Origin of the sequence: Terribacillus halophilus (assembly GCF_900162685.1) — a bacterium.
Taxonomy (GTDB): Bacteria; Bacillota; Bacilli; order Bacillales; family Amphibacillaceae; genus Terribacillus; species Terribacillus halophilus_A.
In genome coordinates, this window is record NZ_LT727828.1 from 1,354,119 (window position 1) to 1,373,373 (window position 19,255).

Genomic DNA, 19,255 nt, shown 5'->3' on the forward strand with positions numbered 1-19,255 from the left:
CAAGGGATTTTTTTCTTTAAATACACAAAGTATGGGTACGGTACCGCTGTTGTGTATATACTTTAAGAAGGACTTAAGAAGACATATGGAGGTGTCACGATGGGAGAAAAAGAGAAGACACTAGTAACGCCTCTCTTGCCCTTACGAGGATTGCTTATTTTTCCTACGATGGTGTTGCATTTAGATGTAGGGAGAGAGAAATCTGTGCATGCATTGGAGCGTGCTATGCTGGAAGAAGAAACAATCTTTCTTGCTGCGCAAAAAGAGGTTGACCTGGACCAGCCGACGGAAGAAGAAATTCATCGAGTAGGTACCGTAGCGAAAGTCAATCAAATGATGAAGCTGCCGAATGGTACGATGCGAGTGCTGGTTGAAGGATTATATAGAGCGGAAATCATTCGTTTTGTTGAAGATGAAAAGCAATTTATTGTTGAAATTGAGGAAAGACCAGACGAGCATGGAACGAAGAATGAAGAAGAAGCGCTCATGCGTGCATTGTTGGAACAGTTTGAGCAATACATAAAGGTTTCGAAGAAGATTGGCCAGGAAACGTTAGCAACCTTAACAGATATCAAAGAGCCGGGACGGATGGCGGATATTATTACGTCGCATCTTTCTTTGCGATTAGAAGATAAACAGGAAATTTTGGAGATGCTCGATGTAAAAGAACGGCTGCGTCATATCATCACCATTATTACCAATGAGCGAGAAGTACTGGATCTAGAGAAAAAAATCGGACAGCGTGTAAAGCAGTCTGTTGAGAAAACACAAAAGGAATATTATTTGCGTGAACAAATGAAAGCAATCCAGAAGGAACTGGGCGATCGGGATGGCAAGTCCGGGGAAATCGAACAGTTCCGTGAAGATATTAAGAATTCGGACATGACAGATCATATGAAAGAAATTGCAGAGAAAGAGCTGAGCCGATACGAACGAGTACCGCAAAGCTCGGCGGAAAGCTCTGTTATCCGCAACTATTTGGAATGGTTGATTGCCTTGCCGTGGAAGAAACAAACAGAAGACAACCTGGATATCCCGCATGCGGAGGAAACGCTGGATGAAGATCACTATGGGTTGGAAAAAGTGAAGGAACGGATATTGGAATATTTGGCTGTACAAAAACTGACCAATTCCTTAAAAGGACCGATTCTGTGCCTCGCTGGACCTCCTGGGGTCGGTAAAACATCTTTGGCTACAAGCATTGGGAAAGCGATAAACCGTGAGTTCGTTCGTATATCATTAGGTGGTGTACGAGACGAAGCAGAAATCCGCGGTCATCGCCGGACATATGTCGGCGCGATGCCAGGACGTATCATGCAAGGGATGCGCCGTGCAGGAACGACAAATCCAATCGTTCTTCTTGATGAGATTGACAAGATGTCAAATGATTTCCGAGGCGATCCATCTTCGGCGATGCTAGAAGTGCTTGATCCGGAACAAAACAGCACATTTAGCGATCACTTCATTGAAGAAACGTATGATCTTTCGAATGTTATGTTCATTGCAACAGCGAACAACCTTGGTTCTATACCTGGTCCGTTGCTGGATAGAATGGAGATTATCAGCATAGCAGGTTACACTGAAGTGGAAAAACTTCATATTGCTAAAGAACATTTGCTGCCAAAGCAGATTAAAGAAAATGGATTGAAAAAAGGGAACATTATCTTAAAAGATGAAGCATTGCAACATATTGTCCGCCGTTATACAAGAGAAGCTGGTGTCCGCGGGCTTGAGCGTGAGCTGGCTGCTGTATGCCGGAAAGTTGCCAGAATCATTGTATCAGAAGATAAGAAGCGAATTACCGTTACCGAAAAGAAAGTGGAAGAATTGCTTGGACGTCCGCGCTTCCGTTATGGTTTAATGGAAGAGGAGAATCAAGTTGGCGCAGCGACAGGTCTTGCTTATACAACAGCCGGCGGAGACACACTATCCATCGAAGTTTCCTTATCTCCAGGTAAAGGAAAACTGACGCTCACTGGTAAACTTGGCGATGTAATGAAAGAATCTGCCCAGGCAGCATTCAGCTATATCCGTTCTAATGCCGAGGAGCTAGGTGTGGATCCGAATTTCCATGAACAGTATGATATCCATATCCATGTGCCAGAAGGAGCAACGCCAAAGGATGGACCTTCAGCTGGTATTACGATTGCGACCGCTTTGACGAGTGCATTGACGGGCAGACCGGTACGAAAAGAAGTTGGTATGACCGGGGAGATTACACTGCGCGGGCGTGTGCTGCCGATTGGCGGCTTGAAGGAGAAGTCCTTGAGTGCGCATCGTGCCGGAATCTCAACGATTCTTTTCCCAGCCGATAATGACCGGGATCTGGAAGACATTCCGGACACAATTAAGCAGGACATGACGTTTATCAAAGTCAGCCATCTTGATGAGGTATTAAAATACGCATTGGTGGAAGATAAACATGAAAGTAACTGAAGCAGAAATAGTAATTAGTGCGGTATCAAAAAAACAGTATCCGGAGACACATATGCCGGAAATTGCTTTAGCTGGCCGCTCAAATGTTGGGAAGTCATCTTTTATCAATAAGATGATTAACCGTAAGAACCTAGTCCGCACATCACAGAAACCAGGAAAGACGCAAACATTGAACTTTTATAAGATTAATGAGCGTTTTCATTTCGTCGATGTGCCGGGCTATGGCTATGCGAAAGTTTCCAAGCGGGAACGTAATGCATGGGGCAGAATGCTTGAAGAATATTTCACAGAACGGGAAAACTTGAAGGCGGTTGTGCTACTAGTTGATATTCGGCACAAGCCGACCAAGGATGATGTGACAATGTATGATTTTCTCAAGCATTATGAACTGCCAGTTGTTGTGGTTGCAACAAAATTGGATAAGATTCCAAAAGGCAAGCGTGTGCAGCATATTAAACGCGCTGCAGATGAACTGCAGCTGGAACAAGAAGACATCATTTTGCCTTTCTCTTCCGAAACAGGAGAAGGTAAGGAAGAAGCATGGGGAGTATTAAAACAATTCCTATGAAAAATAACCGTACAAGCCTTTGGGCTTGTACGGTTATTTTTTTCGGAATAAAAGGTAAGCGCCAGCCAGTATAAGCAGCACAGGCCAGAAATCACTAATAATTCCAGCAGTTCGATCAAACCAGCCAAACCATGCGGGCTGGTTTGGTGCGGCGATAGCAAAAATACCAAGAGCCAGCAGCAGAATCGCCCATACATAACCTTTTTTTGTTTTCAGCGCCGCTAGTAAGAGCGCTGCTCCAACCAACAATGGATACGCGCCCCAGCTGTTCGTCCAGAACGTATAATGGCTTAAGCCATGGAAATGTATTCCTAGACCAAGCAATGTATAGCCTGCGAATAAGTTTTTATGATCTTTCGCAAGATAAGCATGCAATAACAGTGCGGCACCGATAATAATGAGTAATGTTGGCCACGAATAAAAGTCAACAAAAAGTGGAACACGTAACTGACGCAGCAAAAAGTAAGCGCCAATTCCAAGTAATAAGAATCCGACAAAAGCATTTTTCTTTGACATAACATCTCTCCACATAATAATTATTATTAAATAAGATTAAATCGTTGATTATCATGAGTAGCTGTGTTAATTTGTAATATGTACTTATTAAATTATTCACAAACTCACACCTAAATGCAAGACACACTTTATCCTAACACAATTGTTTACGTTCTGTTCACAAATTAATCGAGGACAGAAATTACGTAGTGTTATACTGGTATGAGCGATACGGTTTTCAAGGGGGAAAAAGGGAATGTACATGTTAGTTGCAGGAATCAATTATCGCACAGCCCCGATTGAAATAAGAGAAAGATTAACCTTCAAGGAAGAAGAGCTTGGATTAGCGATGCAAGCACTCTCCAACCAGAAAAGCATGCTCGAGAATGTGATCGTTTCTACATGCAACCGCACGGAGATTTATGCAGTAGTCGATCAAATGCATACCGGGCGCTATTATATAAAGAAATTTTTATCTGAATGGTTCGGTATAGAGAAAGAAGAAATCGCATCTTATCTTACATTTCATGAGGATGAACGAGCTGTGGAGCATCTGTACCGTGTAGCAAGCGGATTGGATTCTATGGTCGTAGGGGAAACACAGATTCTAGGTCAGCTGAAACGCGCTTTTCAAAAAGCGCAGGAGCTACACACATCGGGCACTATATACAATGAGTTATTTAAACAAGCAGTTACAGTAGCAAAACGTGCACATACAGAAACAGGGATCGGTGAGAATGCGGTTTCTGTCAGCTATGCTGCAGTGGAGCTGTCGAAGAAGATATTCGGTGATATCGCATCAAAACGAGTCGTGATTCTCGGCGCTGGTAAAATGGGGGAATTGGCAGCAAAAAATCTGCACGGTTCAGGCGTAAAGGATGTAACGGTCGTTAACCGTACGAAAGAAAAAGCTGAACAGTTAGCAGCATTGTTTAACGGTAAAGCAGCTGGTTGGGATGAATTAGAGTCTGCTTTGCAACACGCAGACATCGTCATCAGTTCTACTGGAGCGCCAGGGTATGTACTGGATAAACAGATTCTCCAGCCAATTCTAAAAGCACGAAAAGGCCAGCCTCTATTTCTGGTCGACATTGCTGTGCCACGCGATATTAATCCGGATGTGGATGAATTGGAAAGCACATTCTTATATGATATCGACGATTTGCAGGATGTCGTGGATGCGAACTTAGCTGCCCGTCAAGAAGCTGTTGAAAATATTGAAATTATGATCGAAGGCGGCATTGTTGATTTTAAAGTATGGCTGCAGACATTGGGTGTTGTACCCGTAATTACCGAGCTTCGCCGCAAAGCAGCTTCCATACAGACAGAAACGATGAAGAGCCTCGAGCGAAAACTGCCGAATTTGAGTGACCGGGAAATCCGCGTGCTGAACAAGCATACGAAAAGTATCGTTAACCAAATGCTGAAGCAGCCTATTACACAAGCGAAAGAGCTTGCCGGCCGTGAAAACAGCGAAGAGCTTATCCAGCAATTCGCAGAGATCTTTGGTATTGAGAAAGCTGTCGTGGATAAACAGAATAATATTATCAAGCTGGATCGTCATGAGGCGCAGAGCATAGCGTCTGTACCTAATGCATCCACTACTAGATAAAAAAGAAGGGCTCCCAAATGCAGGTACCTGCTTATCTTTATGAAATCATATTAGTATTATATGCAGCCAGCATTTTCAGCTATTTTATCGACTTTATACAAAAGAATCGGAAGGCGAATCAACTCGCCTTCCGTTTGCTTACATTGGTTTGGTTCTTTCAGAGCCTTTTTTTATTGCAGGAAATGATTTCACATGGCGGTCTGCCAGTTAAAGACGTCTATGAAGGGTTATATTTTTATGCTTGGGTGCTTGTGTCTTTGTCCTTATTCATTAATCGGATTTACAAAGTCGATTTTCTCACGTTCTTTTTGAATGTTGTCGGCTTTTTTATGATGTTGTTATATATTGCGAGCTCCGCTTATGAGCGACAGTGGACCAGAACAATACCATTTATGAATGAAGTGCTGATTGCACATATTACATTAGCAATTCTAGCTTATGCATTCTTTACGCTGTCTTTCGTCTTTGCTGTTATGTATGTCATGCAGTTTCAGCTTCTTAAACAGAAAAAAGGGTATCGATTTTGGACGAGACTCGGGGACTTGGGTAAGCTAGAGACATACACCTTTACATCAATCACTATTGGCACGCCATTATTGCTGTTATCAGTTATTATGGGTGTCGTATGGGCATACACGACAGCGGCGGTCTTTTATTGGTATGATTGGAAGACAATCGGCTCGCTGACCGTTTTAGCTGTTTATGCCGTATACCTATTTCTGCGTTTAGCAAGAGGTATTCGAGGAAAAGGATTAGCAATATATACAATAGCGGCATTCCTAATTCTTATCATTAACTTCTTCTTGCTTAGCACGTACTCATCATTTCATTTTACAGGGTAGCAACCCATCTTCCAGGAGGTATTGCAATGCGAAAAATTATTGTAGGTTCAAGAAAAAGTAATCTGGCGCTCACGCAGACAAAGTGGGTAATCGAACAGCTGAAACGAGCTGGTGCACCATATGAATTCGAAATAAAGAAAATCGAAACAAAAGGAGATAAAATCCTTGACGTGACACTTTCAAAAGTCGGAGGAAAAGGATTGTTTGTAAAGGAAATTGAGGAAGCTATGTATAACGAAGACATTGATATGGCTGTACATAGTATGAAAGATATGCCATCTGAACTTCCGGTAGGTCTGACAATTGCCAGCGTACCTGTACGAGAAGACTACCGTGATGCTCTGATTTCAAAGAATAATCTTTCTTTAAAAGAGCTGCCGGAAGATGCGGTTGTCGGAACGAGCAGTTTACGACGCGCTTCACAAATTCTTTCCATTCGTCCGGATGTTGAAATCAAACCAATTCGCGGCAATATTGATACGCGTCTGCGAAAATTGAAAGAAGAAAACTTTGATGCAATTGTCCTAGCAGCTGCTGGATTAAAACGGATGGGCTGGAGCGATGACATCGTAACAGAATTTCTGGAAACAGATCTATGTTTGCCGGCTATAGGTCAAGGTGCTTTAGCGATCGAATGTCGTGATACAGATATGGAATTGATCGAACTGCTAGCGAAAATTAATGATTCATATACACAGCAGACAGTATTGGCTGAGCGTACTTTCCTTTATCTAATGAACGGCAGCTGCCAAGTACCAATTGCAGGTGTTGCCCATATGGATGAAGACGAAGTCATCTTGACAGCTTTGATTGCTTCTCCAGATGGCAAGGAAGTATATAAAGAAGAAGTACGCGGAGCCGATCCGCAAGAAGTAGGGAAGATTGCTGCAGAACGCATGCAGGAACAAGGTGCACAGGAGATCGTCAACAAGGCGATTCAGGAGTCTGAATCTAAATGAGCCGGCTGCCGGCTGTCAAGGTGCTGGTAACGCGTCCGAAACAGCAGACAGCGCGGTTCGCTGAGCAGCTTGCCCTTGCAGGAGCAAACCCGATAGAAGTTCCTTTATTAACTTTCCGAACGAGAGACGATGAGCGGAATCAATTGCTTTCCCGGCAAGCAGACCGTTTTAATTGGCTGTTCTTCTCCAGCAGAAATGGCGTGAAACATTTTCAGGCTGTCGTGAAGCACTATTCTCATTTGGATGATTGGCGTCATTGCCGAATAGCCGCTGTTGGACAAAAGACAGCCGATGCGATAGAGGACATTCTCGGCCGGAAAGCTGATTTAGTTCCGAAAGCTTATACGGCAGATGATTTAGCAGAAGCCTTTGCAGCAACAGATGCTGCTGCCAGCCGTATTTTGCTTATTCAAGGCAGTCTGTCCAGGCCGGCTTTGGCAAATGGTTTAAGACAGAATGACTATGCATTTGAGAAAATGGTTGTATATGATACGGTAGAAGAGCAGACAAATCAGATGCTTTTAAATGACGTGCTGGAGAATGAGAAACCAGAGGTCCTGACTTTTACGAGTCCATCTTCTATTGAGGCCTTTTTCGCTTTTATCCGCAGCTCAGACATGAAACACAAGCAGCTAAACAAGCTGTGTCTTGTAATTGGTCCGACAACAGAGAGAGCTGCCAAGAGGCACGGCTTTCATAACATTCTGGTGCCGGAAGTTTTTACGGCAGAAGCAATGATTGATACATTAGTACATTTCTATGAACAAAGGACAGGTGATTAGTATGGCTGAATTTAAACGCCACCGCCGTTTGCGTACATCTGCGAACATGCGGGCATTAGTAAGAGAAACACAAGTAACTGTAGATGACTTGATTTATCCGGTATTCGTTGCGGAAGGAGAAAACATCCGTAATGAAGTTTCCTCCATGCCGGGTGTATTTCAGCTGTCACTTGATAACTTATCAGCTGAAATGAAGGAAGTTAGCGAACTCGGAATCAAATCCGTCTTATTCTTTGGTATCCCGGCAGAGAAAGATGAAGTCGGTTCTGGCGCATTCCATGATCATGGCATCGTGCAGCGTGCCATCACACAAACTAAACAAGAATTCCCGGACTTGCTCCTGATTGCTGATACTTGTCTTTGCGAATACACGTCACACGGCCATTGCGGCATTGTGCATGACGGAATAATCGATAATGATGAATCGCTGGGCTACTTGGTAGATACAGCTGTAAGCCAGGCGAAAGCAGGAGCAGATATTATTGCACCTTCCAACATGATGGATGGGTATGTACAAGCTATCCGTAAAGGATTAGATGAAGCTGGATTTACGAACATACCGATTATGGCTTATTCCGTCAAATACGCATCTGCTTTCTATGGTCCATTCCGTGAAGCGGCAGATGGCGCTCCGCAGTTTGGCGATCGCAAAACATATCAGATGGATCCATCTAACAGAATGGAAGCACTGCGCGAAGCAGACTCTGATATTGAAGAAAATGCGGACTTTTTAATTGTTAAACCTGCACTTGCTTACTTGGATATTATTCGTGACGTACGTAATAATTTCAACGCACCAGTTGTTGCTTATAACGTAAGTGGAGAATACAGCATGGTCAAAGCAGCTGCTTTGAACGGCTGGATCGATGAAAAAGCTATTGTAATGGAGAAAATGATCGGTATGAAACGTGCTGGTGCTGATTTAATCATGACGTACTTTGCGAAAGATGTAGCAAGATGGCTGAAGGAAGACAAATAAAGGAGGAATCGCAATGAAGCATTTTGAAAAGTCAATTGCAGCATTTGAAGAAGCAAAACAGCATATGCCTGGCGGCGTGAACTCTCCAGTTCGTGCTTTTCGTTCTGTTGGGATGGATCCGATCTTCATGGAAAGCGGAAAGGGTTCAAAAATTACCGATATCGATGGAAATACATACATCGATTACGTATTAAGCTGGGGACCGCTCATTTTAGGACATGCAGATGATCGTGTCGTGGAAGGACTGAAAACTGTTACCGAAAAAGGAACAAGCTTCGGTGCTCCAACTGTTATAGAAAATAAGATGGCTGCATTAGTAAAAGAGCGAATTCCTTCTATGGAAATTGTCCGCATGGTCAACTCTGGTACAGAAGCGACGATGAGTGCACTTCGTCTGGCACGCGGCTTTACTGGACGTGACAAGATTCTGAAGTTTGTCGGCAGCTACCATGGTCACGGAGACTCGCTCTTGATTAAAGCAGGTTCTGGTGTGGCGACACTCGGTCTGCCAGACAGCCCAGGAGTGCCAGAAACGATTGCCCGTAACACCATTACGGTTCCATACAATGATTTAGAAAGTGTAAAATATGCGTTTGAACAGTTTGGAGACGATATTGCTGCGGTAATTGCTGAGCCGGTTTGCGGAAACATGGGTGTTGTGCCGCCACAGCCTGGTTTCTTAGAAGGCATCCGTGAGATGACGAAGCAGCATGGCTCGTTGCTTATCTTTGACGAAGTAATGACAGGATTCCGCGTTGGATACCATTCTGCGCAAGGACATTTTGACGTGGAGCCGGATTTAACTTGCCTAGGCAAAATCATCGGCGGCGGATTGCCAGTAGGCGCGTATGGCGGCCGTAAAGATATTATGGACCGAATTGCGCCAGCTGGTGACATTTATCAAGCTGGTACGTTGTCAGGTAATCCATTGGCAATGACAGCCGGCTATGAAACGTTGGCTGCTATGGATAAAGCGGCATATGAAAAAATCAATGCGCATGCTGATCGTCTTGCGGAAGGATACAAAGCAGCGGCAGAGGAATTCGGTATTCCTTTACAAGTAAACCGAGCAGGTTCTATGATTGGTGTGTTCTTTACGGACGAACCGGTTATCAACTTTGATACAGCAAAAACAGCTAATTTGGATCACTTCTCTATGTATTACCAAGAAATGATTGAAGCAGGAATTTTCTTGCCGCCATCTCAGTTTGAAGGTTTATTCCTATCAGCTGCGCACACGGACGAAGATATTGAGACAACAATTGAAGCTGCAAGACAAGCTTTCAAGAAAATTGCAGCATCATAAATGAAAGTCCAAGCTTATTGCTTGGGCTTTTTTTCATAAGGACAAGGGATTTTCCTACATATGTGCAGCAGCACCCGCATAGGTTTTAGTACAGAGAATGCTTAAATCTTGGAGGGAGGATTCCACTTGTCTAAAAATGAGACAACGCCTTTTACGTTTGATATAAAAGAATCGCTCAGTTTTCGAGCTGAAGACCAGTTGCAGGATCTTATCGGAATCGCATTGGAGCCGGAGATCAATATCCAGGAGTTTGAGCATGATATTTCTGTTCATGGCGTCATTGAACTAACAGGAGAATATCATCCTGTTGAGGAAGTTGCGGAAGGCAGTGCAGTAGCTGTCAGCCCAGGTACTAGAGAAATGGAGAATGTTGAAAGACAGCAAACTGGCACGAATACATTTTATCATCGCTTTCCCGTTGAAATATCTGTCCCTAAGTATCGTATACGCCAGTTGAACGAAGTGTATGTAGCGATTGATCAGTTTGATTATGAAATACCTGGCACCAATGTGCTGGAACTTCATGCTACTGTTGCAATTTACGGTGTCACGGAGGAACAAAGACAGCCGGAGACGCAAGCGCCGGAACAGCCTTATTATCCTATTCCAACGTTCGAGCAAGGAGAGCCTGTCCAATCTTATACGGATGAAATTGCAGAGCAGATTGAGTCTGAAGCTCGTGACAATTATCAAGCTGAGGAGCAAGCCTATTCGTTACAAGCAGAACAAACAGAAGAAGTAACGACAGAAGCTGAACAGATTGAGGCAGCAGATGACGTACGTGATGAGCAGCTGTCCGAACAGCAGCCGTACAATTTTAATCAAGAAGCATATGCCGCTTCTTCGCAGCCGGAGGAAACGGAACAGCCAGAAACACAAAGTTATTTCTTCTCGCAAGCGCAATATGAAACGGATACTCCAGCTGAACAAGAAGTAGAAGCGGAAGCTGAAGCTCAAGTTGAACTGCCAGATGAATCCGAAATAGAAGAAGCATACTTGCAACAGCAAGCAATCCAAGAAGCTCATTTACAAGAGCAAGCAATTGAAGAAGCACACGCAGAAGCTTTACGAGCAAATGAAGCTTATGAAGAATTGCGAAAGCAAGCAGCGTATGAGGCGGATAATTCTCCTTCCATTTTGCAGGAAGAAGACGTTGATACTGCGGAAGAAAGTGAACAGCAGCCAGAGGAACTTTATGTGCTGCCGGATGAACTGGAGGATGCTTTTCAAGCTGCTGATTTCCGTCAAGCGGGACCAGAAGATGACAATGCATATACGTTGGATCGTGAGCTGCCGCATGAGGAGCCTGCAGAAGCTCCGGACTTTACTTTTACGTATCAAGCGAAACAGGAAGAAGACGTACCGCCACCGCCGGCATTTGAGGCTCCGCCTGTTTTAACGTCTGATGAAGATGATCGATGGAAGTATAAAGAAACAAAAACGCTGAGTGAGTTCTTTGGCAGCAAAACAGCAGAGCCGACTGAAGTACCGCAAGCCAATCTTGATGAAGAAGACATAGATGATAATCCTTACACAGATTCTTATAAAGATGTATCTGTTCAAGAAGTTCCAGTCAATCAAGAACTGCAGCCACAAGACTTGGAAGAAGAAGCGGAAGAGCAAGAAGCAGCAGATGATCGCAGTAACTCCAATTTCCTCGTCAGTATGTTCGGTGCTAGAGAAGAAACATTTACCAAGGTACGTGTTTGTATTGTGCAGGAAAGAGATACATTAGAGAAGATTGCAACGCGCTATGATGTGCCAGCGAGCTCGATTCTTAGTTCGAACAAATTGGAGGACGAAGCAGTTGCAGAAGGACAGCTTCTCGTCATCCCGCAGCAGCGCCGTTCAAAGAAAGGCTAACTATATGAGAACGAGGTGAGCTAGATGGAAAATGTTGACCGTATCCTAGCTGCCTATGGCATCACGCCAGCCTCTGTTCAAGCTATTTCCAGTCGCCTGTTAAAAGTGCAAACGCACCAGGCGGCTTTTGCTTTAAAAAGGTCAGCTCTCCACCCAGAGCGGCTTGACCGCTGGCTGATGGTTGTCCAAGGCAAGCATAACTTTTACCGGGAAGGTGTGCCGCCGGTTTATCAAACGTTGCAGGAAAGTTTCTACGTAGTCGATGAAGGGGAAGTCTTTTATCTTATGCCTTGGCTGGAGCGGCATCGAACAGATGAACCAGATCATCCGTATGAAATGCTGTTTACTACACTTGGAAAAATCCACGCGTCTACCAGCAAACGATACCCCATCGATTATGAAGCTTATTCGCTGGCAATCACCAAACAAAAAGAAAAGCTGCAGCAGGATCGGGATGAGCTGCTTGCTATCGTGGAGCGTTTCGAATCGCAGACTTATATGGGGGCAGTCCCGCTGCTCGTCTGCACGCAGTACAAAGATATTGAGCACGTCTCTGCTATGCTCGACAAGTGGTATGACCATTATGATGCGGACTTAAAAGAAGATCCAGAGATGGAACACAGTGTCTTGCATGGCAGTTTGCGGCCGTCTCATGTACAAGATGGCAGTCCGCTGCATCTGCTTAACTGGGAAAAGACCAAGCTCGGTAACCCTAGTCTTGATCTTGCTGGCTATTACCAAGAAGAATGGCGGTTTGTCGACAGCAATGTGATAAATCCGCCCTATTATATGCATACGTATGAGGAACACCGGCAAATGAAGAAAAACGAAGAGAGTCTGCTCATGCTGCATCTGCTGCATCCGGGGAGGTATCTCAAGCAGGTAAGGCAGTATGTAGATGCTCCGCAAAAAGCGGATGCCCCTGCTGTAGTAATGGAGTTGACCCAGACACATCGGCAGCTGGCGCAGGCTCTCAACGCGCAAGCTTACTTCCAGGATATTCGCGATCAAGAAGCCCAGGAAAATGAAGAGGCGTAACTAAATTGCTTTTGACTGAAAGCTAAAGTACAGAGCAATTAATCCGCCCAGCAGTAAGACATCTAAAATCGATGGAAACAAGATCGTCCGGATAAATTGAAAGATGATTAGCGGAATCATGGCCTTCTCGGTGACAGAAATCCAATACCGGAGAAAGCCCGGCATATTGTTGCGGTTGATTTTACTCATTGTCATCCCTCCTATAGACAGTATATGTTCCAAATCGCGTAGGCGTTTACCCTTTTTTGAAAAAAATATGCGACTGCATTGACTTTTTTACTGCCAAGTGGATACAATAAGCTATACACGACATAAATGCTTTGACAGGGAAGAGTATAGTGTAAGGATCCATACTAGAGAGGGAAGCAATTGGTGGAAGTTTCCCGGATACCTGCAGTAGAAGGTCGCCCTGGATGCAGCAACCCCGAACACGATTCTCAGTAGGGGAAGCCGGTGAAGAGCCGTTATCTCCCTTGAGTGTACGACGCAGATCTATTATTTGCGCCGTAAATGAAGGTGGTACCACGGAAACTAACCCTTTTCGTCCTTTTGGATGAGAAGGGTTTTTATATGTTCACCAAAGCATAAAAGGAGGAACTAGGCATGACAACAGACAAATCACAAGAACAAACAGCATTGCCATCCAAATATGATCCGTCCAGTATTGAAGCGGGCCGTTATCAGTTCTGGCTTGATGGCAAATATTTCGAAGCAACAGGAGATGAGAGCAAGCAGCCTTACTCCATCGTAATTCCGCCGCCAAACGTAACAGGAAAGCTGCACCTAGGCCACGCATGGGATACAACGTTACAGGATATTCTAACTCGTATGAAGCGGATGCAAGGGTATGATGTGCTTTGGCTTCCAGGAATGGACCACGCCGGCATTGCTACGCAAGCAAAAGTAGATGCGAAGCTGCGTGAGCAAGGCATCAATCGTTATGAACTCGGCCGCGAAGGCTTCTTAGAGAAGAGCTGGGAATGGAAAGAAGAGTATGCTAGCTTTATCCGCACGCAATGGTCGAAGATGGGACTTGGTTTAGATTACTCTCGTGAGCGTTTTACATTAGATGATGGGCTCTCTGAGGCTGTGAAAGAAGTATTTGTTACGTTATACGAAAAAGGCTTGCTGTACCGCGGCGAATATATCATCAACTGGGATCCGGCTGCTAAAACGGCACTTTCTGATATTGAGGTCATTCATAAAGACGTACAAGGCCACTTTTATCATATGCGTTATCCATTGGCTGACGGAACGGGGCATATCGAAATTGCGACAACACGTCCGGAAACATTCCTTGGTGATACTGCCGTAGCCGTTCATCCGGATGATGAGCGCTACCAGCACTTGATCGGTAAAACTGTCATCCTTCCGGTAGTAAACCGTGAGATTCCAATTGTTGCAGATGATTATGTAGACATGGAATTTGGTTCTGGTGCAGTAAAAATCACACCTGCGCATGATCCAAATGACTTCGAGCTAGGAAACCGTCACGACCTTGAGCGCATTCTTGTTATGCATGAAGACGGCACGATGAATGAAAAAGCAGGTAAATACAACGGCATGGATCGTTTTGATGCCCGCAAGCAAATTGTAAAAGATTTGCAGGAGCAAGGCGTTCTCTTCAAGATTGAAGAGCATATGCACAGTGTTGGTCATTCCGAGCGCAGCGGTGCTGTTGTAGAGCCTTACTTGAGCACACAATGGTTTGTTAACATGGAGCCGCTAGCGAAACAAGCACTGGAAATGCAAGCGGGCGAAGATAAAATCAACTTCGTACCAGAACGTTTTGAAAGAACATACTCTTACTGGATGGAAAACATCCGTGACTGGTGTATTTCTCGTCAGCTTTGGTGGGGGCACCGCATCCCAGCTTGGTATCACAAGGAAACGGGAGAAGTGTATGTAGGCAAAGAAGCACCAGCAGATATTGAAAATTGGCAGCAGGACGAAGATGTGCTGGATACATGGTTCTCTTCTGCATTGTGGCCGTTTTCGACAATGGACTGGCCGGACACAGAAGCTGCTGATTTCAAGCGCTACTTCCCAACAGATGTACTTGTAACTGGCTATGACATTATCGCATTCTGGGTAAGCCGCATGATCTTCCAGTCCAAAGAGTTCACAGGTGAACGTCCGTTCAAAGATGTACTTATTCATGGTCTCGTTCGTGACGGAGAAGGCCGTAAGATGAGTAAGTCGCTTGGTAACGGTGTGGACCCGATGGATGTAATTGAGAAGTACGGTGCCGACTCCTTGCGTTACTTCTTGTCGACTGGTTCATCACCAGGTCAGGATTTACGCTTCCAATGGGAGAAGGTGGAGTCGACCTGGAACTTCGCCAATAAAATTTGGAATGCTTCTCGTTTCGCTTTAATGAACATGGAAGGGCTGAAATACGAAGATATCGATTTATCCAAAGAGAAGAGCTTGGCAGATAAATGGATCCTTACCCGTTTGAATGAAACCATTGAAGCTGTGACATACAATGCAGAAAAATATGAATTCGGTGAAGCCGGCCGTCATCTGTACAACTTCATCTGGGATGATGTGTGTGACTGGTATATTGAAATGGCGAAGCTGCCGCTATACGGGGAAGACGAAGCGGCAAAACAAATGACACGTTCTGTGCTTGCACATGTACTCGATCAAACAATGCGCATGCTGCACCCATTCATGCCATTCATCACAGAAGAAATTTGGCAACAGCTGCCTCATGAAGGAGAATCCATTACGATTGCTGCATGGCCTGCAGTTAATAAAGACCTTCACGATGAAAAAGCAGCCGAAGAGATGAAACGCTTAGTAAGCATCATCCGTTCTGTTCGGAACATCCGTGCGGAAGTGGATACGCCAATGTCCAAGCAAATCCAGCTGCTTATTCAAGCAGAAGACAGCACAATTGAAACAGAGCTTAAAGCGCAGCAGCACTATATCGAACGCTTCTGTAACCCAAGTGAGCTGACAATTGCTACAGAAGTGACAGCACCAGATAAAGCAATGTCAGCAGTTCTCACAGGCGTAGAGCTTTACTTGCCGCTAGAAGGCTTGATTGATATTTCTCAAGAAATTGAGCGTCTGGAAAAAGAACTCGACAAATGGTCAAAAGAAGTGGAACGTGTAGAGAAGAAGCTATCCAACCAAGGCTTCATCAGCAAAGCACCTGCGAAGATTGTGGACGAAGAACGCGCCAAACAAGCGGACTACGAAGACAAACGCGCACGCGTGCAGCAGCGTATCAATGAATTAAAAGGCTAAAGATAAAAACAGCAAAAGACGCACTAGAAAACAAAGCTAGTGCGTCTTTTGCTTACATAAGGAGAGATAACATGCTCACATTCCAGAAGCTTGAAACAAAACGGATTGTCTTGGATCAAGTGAAGATGCAGGATGCACCGTACCTTTTTGCCACCTTGTCTGATGAAAATGTGACACAGTTTTATGGCATGGATCCGCTTCAGTCGATTGAAGAAGCTGAGCGCGTCATTTCCTCCTTCCGCTGCGGACTGCAAGAAGGCAGAGTGATTCGCTGGGGCATGTACTGTAAAGAAGCAGGCAGGTTCCTTGGCACAATCGGATTGCATCAAGTAAACCGCAGCAATATGCGTGCAGAAATTGGCTACGAACTTCATCCTGACCATTGGAAAAAGGGCTTTGCAAATGAAGCCATGCAGGCCGTGCTTCGTTATTGCTTTGAAGAAATCGAGCTACTGCGAATTGGTGCAATGGTTTATCCCGAAAATACCGCATCAGCTTCGCTTCTGGAAAAGCAAGGATTCCAAAGAGAAGGGCTTTTGCGCAGTTATTATTATCATGGCGGGAAAACACATGATGCACATGTATATGGACTTTTGCGAGACGATTGGGAAGCAGGGAGCAAAGGGTAGCTGAGTATCGTTTAGTTAAAAAAGAGTTGTCTCTATATTCTAGGGGATAACTCTTTTTTGTGTATTTATGTAAAGTGCGCTTTACGTAAAGGTAACTTTACTTTATGATGTGTATAGAAGAGGTGAAAGGAATGAAGAACAAAATCCCAACGTATCGAAAACAGAAGGGATATTCTCAAGAGAAACTAGCAACCATGTTAGGAGTATCACGCCAAACGGTCATATCTATTGAAAAAGGGAAATACAACCCCTCTCTTCCTTTAGCATTAATAATTGCAGAAATATTTGAAACAAAGGTAGAGGAACTATTTTTCTTGGAAGATAGTGATTATAAAAAAATTTGATAGGAGGCTGAAGTATGTATTCAAGAATGAATAATCTATTAGCTGGTATTTTCGTATTTGGTGTTGGTATATACATATTCGTTGATGACTTGTTAAATAGCGGAACAAATTTTACTTTTCTGGGTTTATTATTAATTTCTGTAGCGATTCAGTGTTTTGTTTTAAGTTATTTCGGAGACGATTTTCGAAAACCTGATGAACGTATGAAGTTAATCCAGCAAAAGGGAGCGCTATATACATACTATATATTTCTGTCTTACTGTCTACTTCTTTTTATCCTTATAGGTATGAGCATAGTTAATATTAGCGCCCTGAATTTGATTATGATCTTTGTTGCACTTATCATTGCAACTGCATTTCTAACGATGTTCATCCTCTCTTTTTTTTATTAGTAACAGTTCTGTCGCATTAAGGAAACCCGTTTAGAAAGGCGTTTCTTGAGGGTAGTGTATAAGAAAGGCACTGCAAACGGTTGTTCAGGTGGATCGAAACTAGCGAATAAGGAGGGGCAAGCTATGAATAACAAATATACTTTCCTTTTGGGAACTCTGCTTTCTGTTTTCATTATAAGCGGCTGCAGTGGTGATGCGGATGACACGAGTGATACGAAAACGGAAGACTCCAATCGTCTAAATCATGAAGAGCCCTATAATGAAGCTGGTGACGAGGAAGTAGATAAGGAAGCGGAATCGGTAGAAGGTTAGGCAATTATGAAAATATAAAAACCCTTTCCGTAAAAAGTTTTGTAACTTTAACAGAAAGGGTTTTCGTATATAGTAGCTTCTTTGCTAGGTCTACATTATTTAAATGTGGGAGCGGCTATGTTAAAGCGATTCCCTATTTCGGATTTCATTTCAGAAGAAGCTTCCGAGAAGGTGATGTTCTTCATTAGTTCAATCTCTTCCGTTAAGAATGCTTCTGCATCATGATACGTTTTCTTGTCTAGTGGTGAGAGCTTACCTACCGTTATATGGAAGTTCAGCAAGTCTCGCATGATATGGAAAAGGTCTGAAGTAGTACCTGACTTCATTTTCTTTTCCAAAAATTTGGACCGTTCACTTACAGAGGAAGGTAAAGGAACACATTCATCATAGAAATCTTTTTTCACCGTTTCGAATTGATCTAAAGAAATGATTGGACGAAGACCATTCCAATTCTTATCTTGATTCGGTACAAATATGTGCATTTTCCGGTTAGGGAAAAACACTTTGAAAAACTCTTTTTCCTGTTCTTTGACCGTTATATATTCCTTAGATTCTATGGTTCCAGTCCCATGATATGGATAGAATACACTATCTCCACCTTTGAGCAAATTAAAATCTCCCTTCCGTTCTAACTCCATTATAACACAGATTGTCTTTGTTGTTTTTTAAGCTTTGTGATGCAGAGGCACTGCATCTAAAATTATTGTCTAAATATGTAAAAAAGTTCTGCTGCTTTTAGGATGAAAAGCAAACACAATACTAGCAGCATAACGTTTCTTGTCCTCCAGAGCTGTATGCTAGTCATACGTTTAACAGTGATCTAAAAAAATAAATACCTTTAACATATTGACCTTTTAACAGCTTTCCTGTAGGATACTAAATATCTTAATAAATGAGCGTTGAATGGAACACAGTAGTGTATGTTCTCCCTGCAAAAGCGAGCTGACGGTTGGTGCGAGTCAGTGCAAAGAACAGCATGAATTACAGTCCAGGAGCATCTTCTTCGAAACCAAAGGGTGAGGAGAAGACGGTGACGAGCCGTTATGCAGAATGAGAGATCAACATACGTATGTTGATAATTAGGGTGGTACCGCGTAAAATCACGTCCCTGCTGATATTTTTCAGCAGGGATTTTTTATTTGAATAAGGATCAAGCAATGAATGGAAACGAGTAGTGTATGTTCTCCCTGAATCAGAGAGCTGACGGCCGGTGCGAGTCAGTGCAAAGAACAGCATGAATTACAGTCCAGGAGCATCTTTCTCGAAACCAAAGGTGAGGGGAAGACGGTGAAGCGCCGTTATGCAGCATGAGAGATCGACATACGTATGTCGATAATTAGGGTGGTACCGCGATAATTCGTCCCTGCTGATATAGATGTCAGCAGGGATTTTTTGTGTTTTGGACGTTAAGGAGGTGGTTAACCATGGAAGATGGTTATT

Annotated in this window: 18 protein-coding genes and 3 other annotated features; of the genes, 15 read left to right on the top strand and 3 right to left on the bottom strand. The window is 43.7% G+C overall.

The window, feature by feature from the left end:
• Positions 1 to 99: 99 nt before the first annotated feature.
• Entirely contained in the window at positions 100 to 2,436 is a 2,337-nt protein-coding gene (gene lon, locus B1K52_RS11350; RefSeq protein WP_077308298.1) for an endopeptidase La, read from the top strand.
• Positions 2,423 to 3,004 carry a ribosome biogenesis GTP-binding protein YihA/YsxC gene (gene yihA / locus B1K52_RS11355; RefSeq protein WP_077308300.1) on the top strand — a complete coding sequence of 194 codons (582 nt, stop codon included), beginning with the start codon at positions 2,423 to 2,425 and terminating at the stop codon, positions 3,002 to 3,004. Before lon ends, yihA begins: the two co-directional genes overlap by 14 nt.
• 33 nt (positions 3,005 to 3,037) lie before the next feature.
• Here yihA and B1K52_RS11360 read toward each other — a convergent pair whose 3' ends face one another.
• On the bottom strand, positions 3,038 to 3,520 hold the full coding sequence (locus B1K52_RS11360) for a LiaI-LiaF-like domain-containing protein (RefSeq protein ID WP_077308302.1): 483 nt from the start codon (positions 3,518 to 3,520) through the stop codon (positions 3,038 to 3,040).
• Positions 3,521 to 3,755: 235 nt separating this feature from the next.
• Here B1K52_RS11360 and hemA point away from each other — a divergent pair, with 235 nt between their 5' ends.
• The 8 genes from hemA to B1K52_RS11400 all read left to right on the top strand — a co-directional run bounded on the left by hemA (position 3,756) and on the right by B1K52_RS11400 (position 12,880).
• The gene (gene hemA, locus B1K52_RS11365; RefSeq protein ID WP_077308304.1) at positions 3,756 to 5,111 is read left to right on the top strand and encodes a glutamyl-tRNA reductase; all 1,356 of its coding nucleotides are present in this window, start codon (positions 3,756 to 3,758) and stop codon (positions 5,109 to 5,111) included.
• A 17-nt stretch (positions 5,112 to 5,128) separates the two neighbouring features.
• Entirely contained in the window at positions 5,129 to 5,953 is an 825-nt protein-coding gene (locus B1K52_RS11370) for a cytochrome C assembly family protein (RefSeq protein WP_077308306.1), read from the top strand.
• 26 nt (positions 5,954 to 5,979) lie between these two features.
• A complete protein-coding gene (hemC, locus tag B1K52_RS11375) occupies positions 5,980 to 6,912 on the top strand; it encodes a hydroxymethylbilane synthase (protein WP_077308308.1) in 933 nt (310 codons plus the stop codon).
• Entirely contained in the window at positions 6,909 to 7,694 is a 786-nt protein-coding gene (locus B1K52_RS11380) for a uroporphyrinogen-III synthase (RefSeq protein ID WP_077308310.1), read from the top strand. The genes hemC and B1K52_RS11380 overlap by 4 nt, the downstream gene beginning before the upstream one ends.
• 1 nt (position 7,695) lies before the next feature.
• On the top strand, positions 7,696 to 8,673 hold the full coding sequence (gene hemB, locus B1K52_RS11385) for a porphobilinogen synthase (protein WP_373022428.1): 978 nt from the start codon (positions 7,696 to 7,698) through the stop codon (positions 8,671 to 8,673).
• Between the two features lie 13 nt (positions 8,674 to 8,686).
• Complete coding sequence (gene hemL / locus B1K52_RS11390) at positions 8,687 to 9,979, top strand: glutamate-1-semialdehyde 2,1-aminomutase (protein ID WP_077308312.1); 1,293 nt, start codon at positions 8,687 to 8,689, stop codon at positions 9,977 to 9,979.
• A gap of 126 nt (positions 9,980 to 10,105) precedes the next feature.
• A complete protein-coding gene (locus B1K52_RS11395) occupies positions 10,106 to 11,842 on the top strand; it encodes a LysM peptidoglycan-binding domain-containing protein (RefSeq protein ID WP_077308314.1) in 1,737 nt (578 codons plus the stop codon).
• Between the two features lie 24 nt (positions 11,843 to 11,866).
• Positions 11,867 to 12,880 carry a protein kinase family protein gene (locus tag B1K52_RS11400; RefSeq protein ID WP_077308317.1) on the top strand — a complete coding sequence of 338 codons (1,014 nt, stop codon included), beginning with the start codon at positions 11,867 to 11,869 and terminating at the stop codon, positions 12,878 to 12,880.
• Here the strand turns inward: B1K52_RS11400 and B1K52_RS11405 are convergent, their stop codons facing one another.
• The gene (locus tag B1K52_RS11405; protein ID WP_077308319.1) at positions 12,881 to 13,069 is read right to left on the bottom strand and encodes a hypothetical protein; all 189 of its coding nucleotides are present in this window, start codon (positions 13,067 to 13,069) and stop codon (positions 12,881 to 12,883) included.
• Between the two features lie 122 nt (positions 13,070 to 13,191).
• Positions 13,192 to 13,432: a binding site (T-box leader), on the top strand.
• Positions 13,433 to 13,483: 51 nt separating this feature from the next.
• Here B1K52_RS11405 and B1K52_RS11410 point away from each other — a divergent pair.
• The 5 genes from B1K52_RS11410 (at position 13,484) to B1K52_RS11430 (ending at position 17,815) form a co-directional block, all read left to right on the top strand.
• On the top strand, positions 13,484 to 16,138 hold the full coding sequence (locus tag B1K52_RS11410; protein WP_077308321.1) for a valine--tRNA ligase: 2,655 nt from the start codon (positions 13,484 to 13,486) through the stop codon (positions 16,136 to 16,138).
• Between the two features lie 71 nt (positions 16,139 to 16,209).
• Complete coding sequence (locus B1K52_RS11415) at positions 16,210 to 16,767, top strand: GNAT family N-acetyltransferase (protein WP_077308323.1); 558 nt, start codon at positions 16,210 to 16,212, stop codon at positions 16,765 to 16,767.
• A gap of 131 nt (positions 16,768 to 16,898) precedes the next feature.
• The gene (locus tag B1K52_RS11420) at positions 16,899 to 17,111 is read left to right on the top strand and encodes a helix-turn-helix transcriptional regulator (protein ID WP_077308325.1); all 213 of its coding nucleotides are present in this window, start codon (positions 16,899 to 16,901) and stop codon (positions 17,109 to 17,111) included.
• 14 nt (positions 17,112 to 17,125) lie between these two features.
• Entirely contained in the window at positions 17,126 to 17,503 is a 378-nt protein-coding gene (locus B1K52_RS11425; protein ID WP_077308327.1) for a hypothetical protein, read from the top strand.
• Positions 17,504 to 17,626: 123 nt separating this feature from the next.
• A complete protein-coding gene (locus tag B1K52_RS11430; protein ID WP_077308329.1) occupies positions 17,627 to 17,815 on the top strand; it encodes a hypothetical protein in 189 nt (62 codons plus the stop codon).
• Between the two features lie 95 nt (positions 17,816 to 17,910).
• Here B1K52_RS11430 and B1K52_RS11435 read toward each other — a convergent pair whose 3' ends face one another.
• Positions 17,911 to 18,423, bottom strand: a complete 513-nt coding sequence (locus tag B1K52_RS11435; protein WP_077308331.1) for a CarD family transcriptional regulator — start codon at positions 18,421 to 18,423, stop codon at positions 17,911 to 17,913.
• Between the two features lie 282 nt (positions 18,424 to 18,705).
• Positions 18,706 to 18,928 (top strand) — a binding site (T-box leader).
• A gap of 35 nt (positions 18,929 to 18,963) precedes the next feature.
• Positions 18,964 to 19,183 (top strand) — a binding site (T-box leader).
• The last annotated feature ends 72 nt before the right edge of the window (positions 19,184 to 19,255 follow it).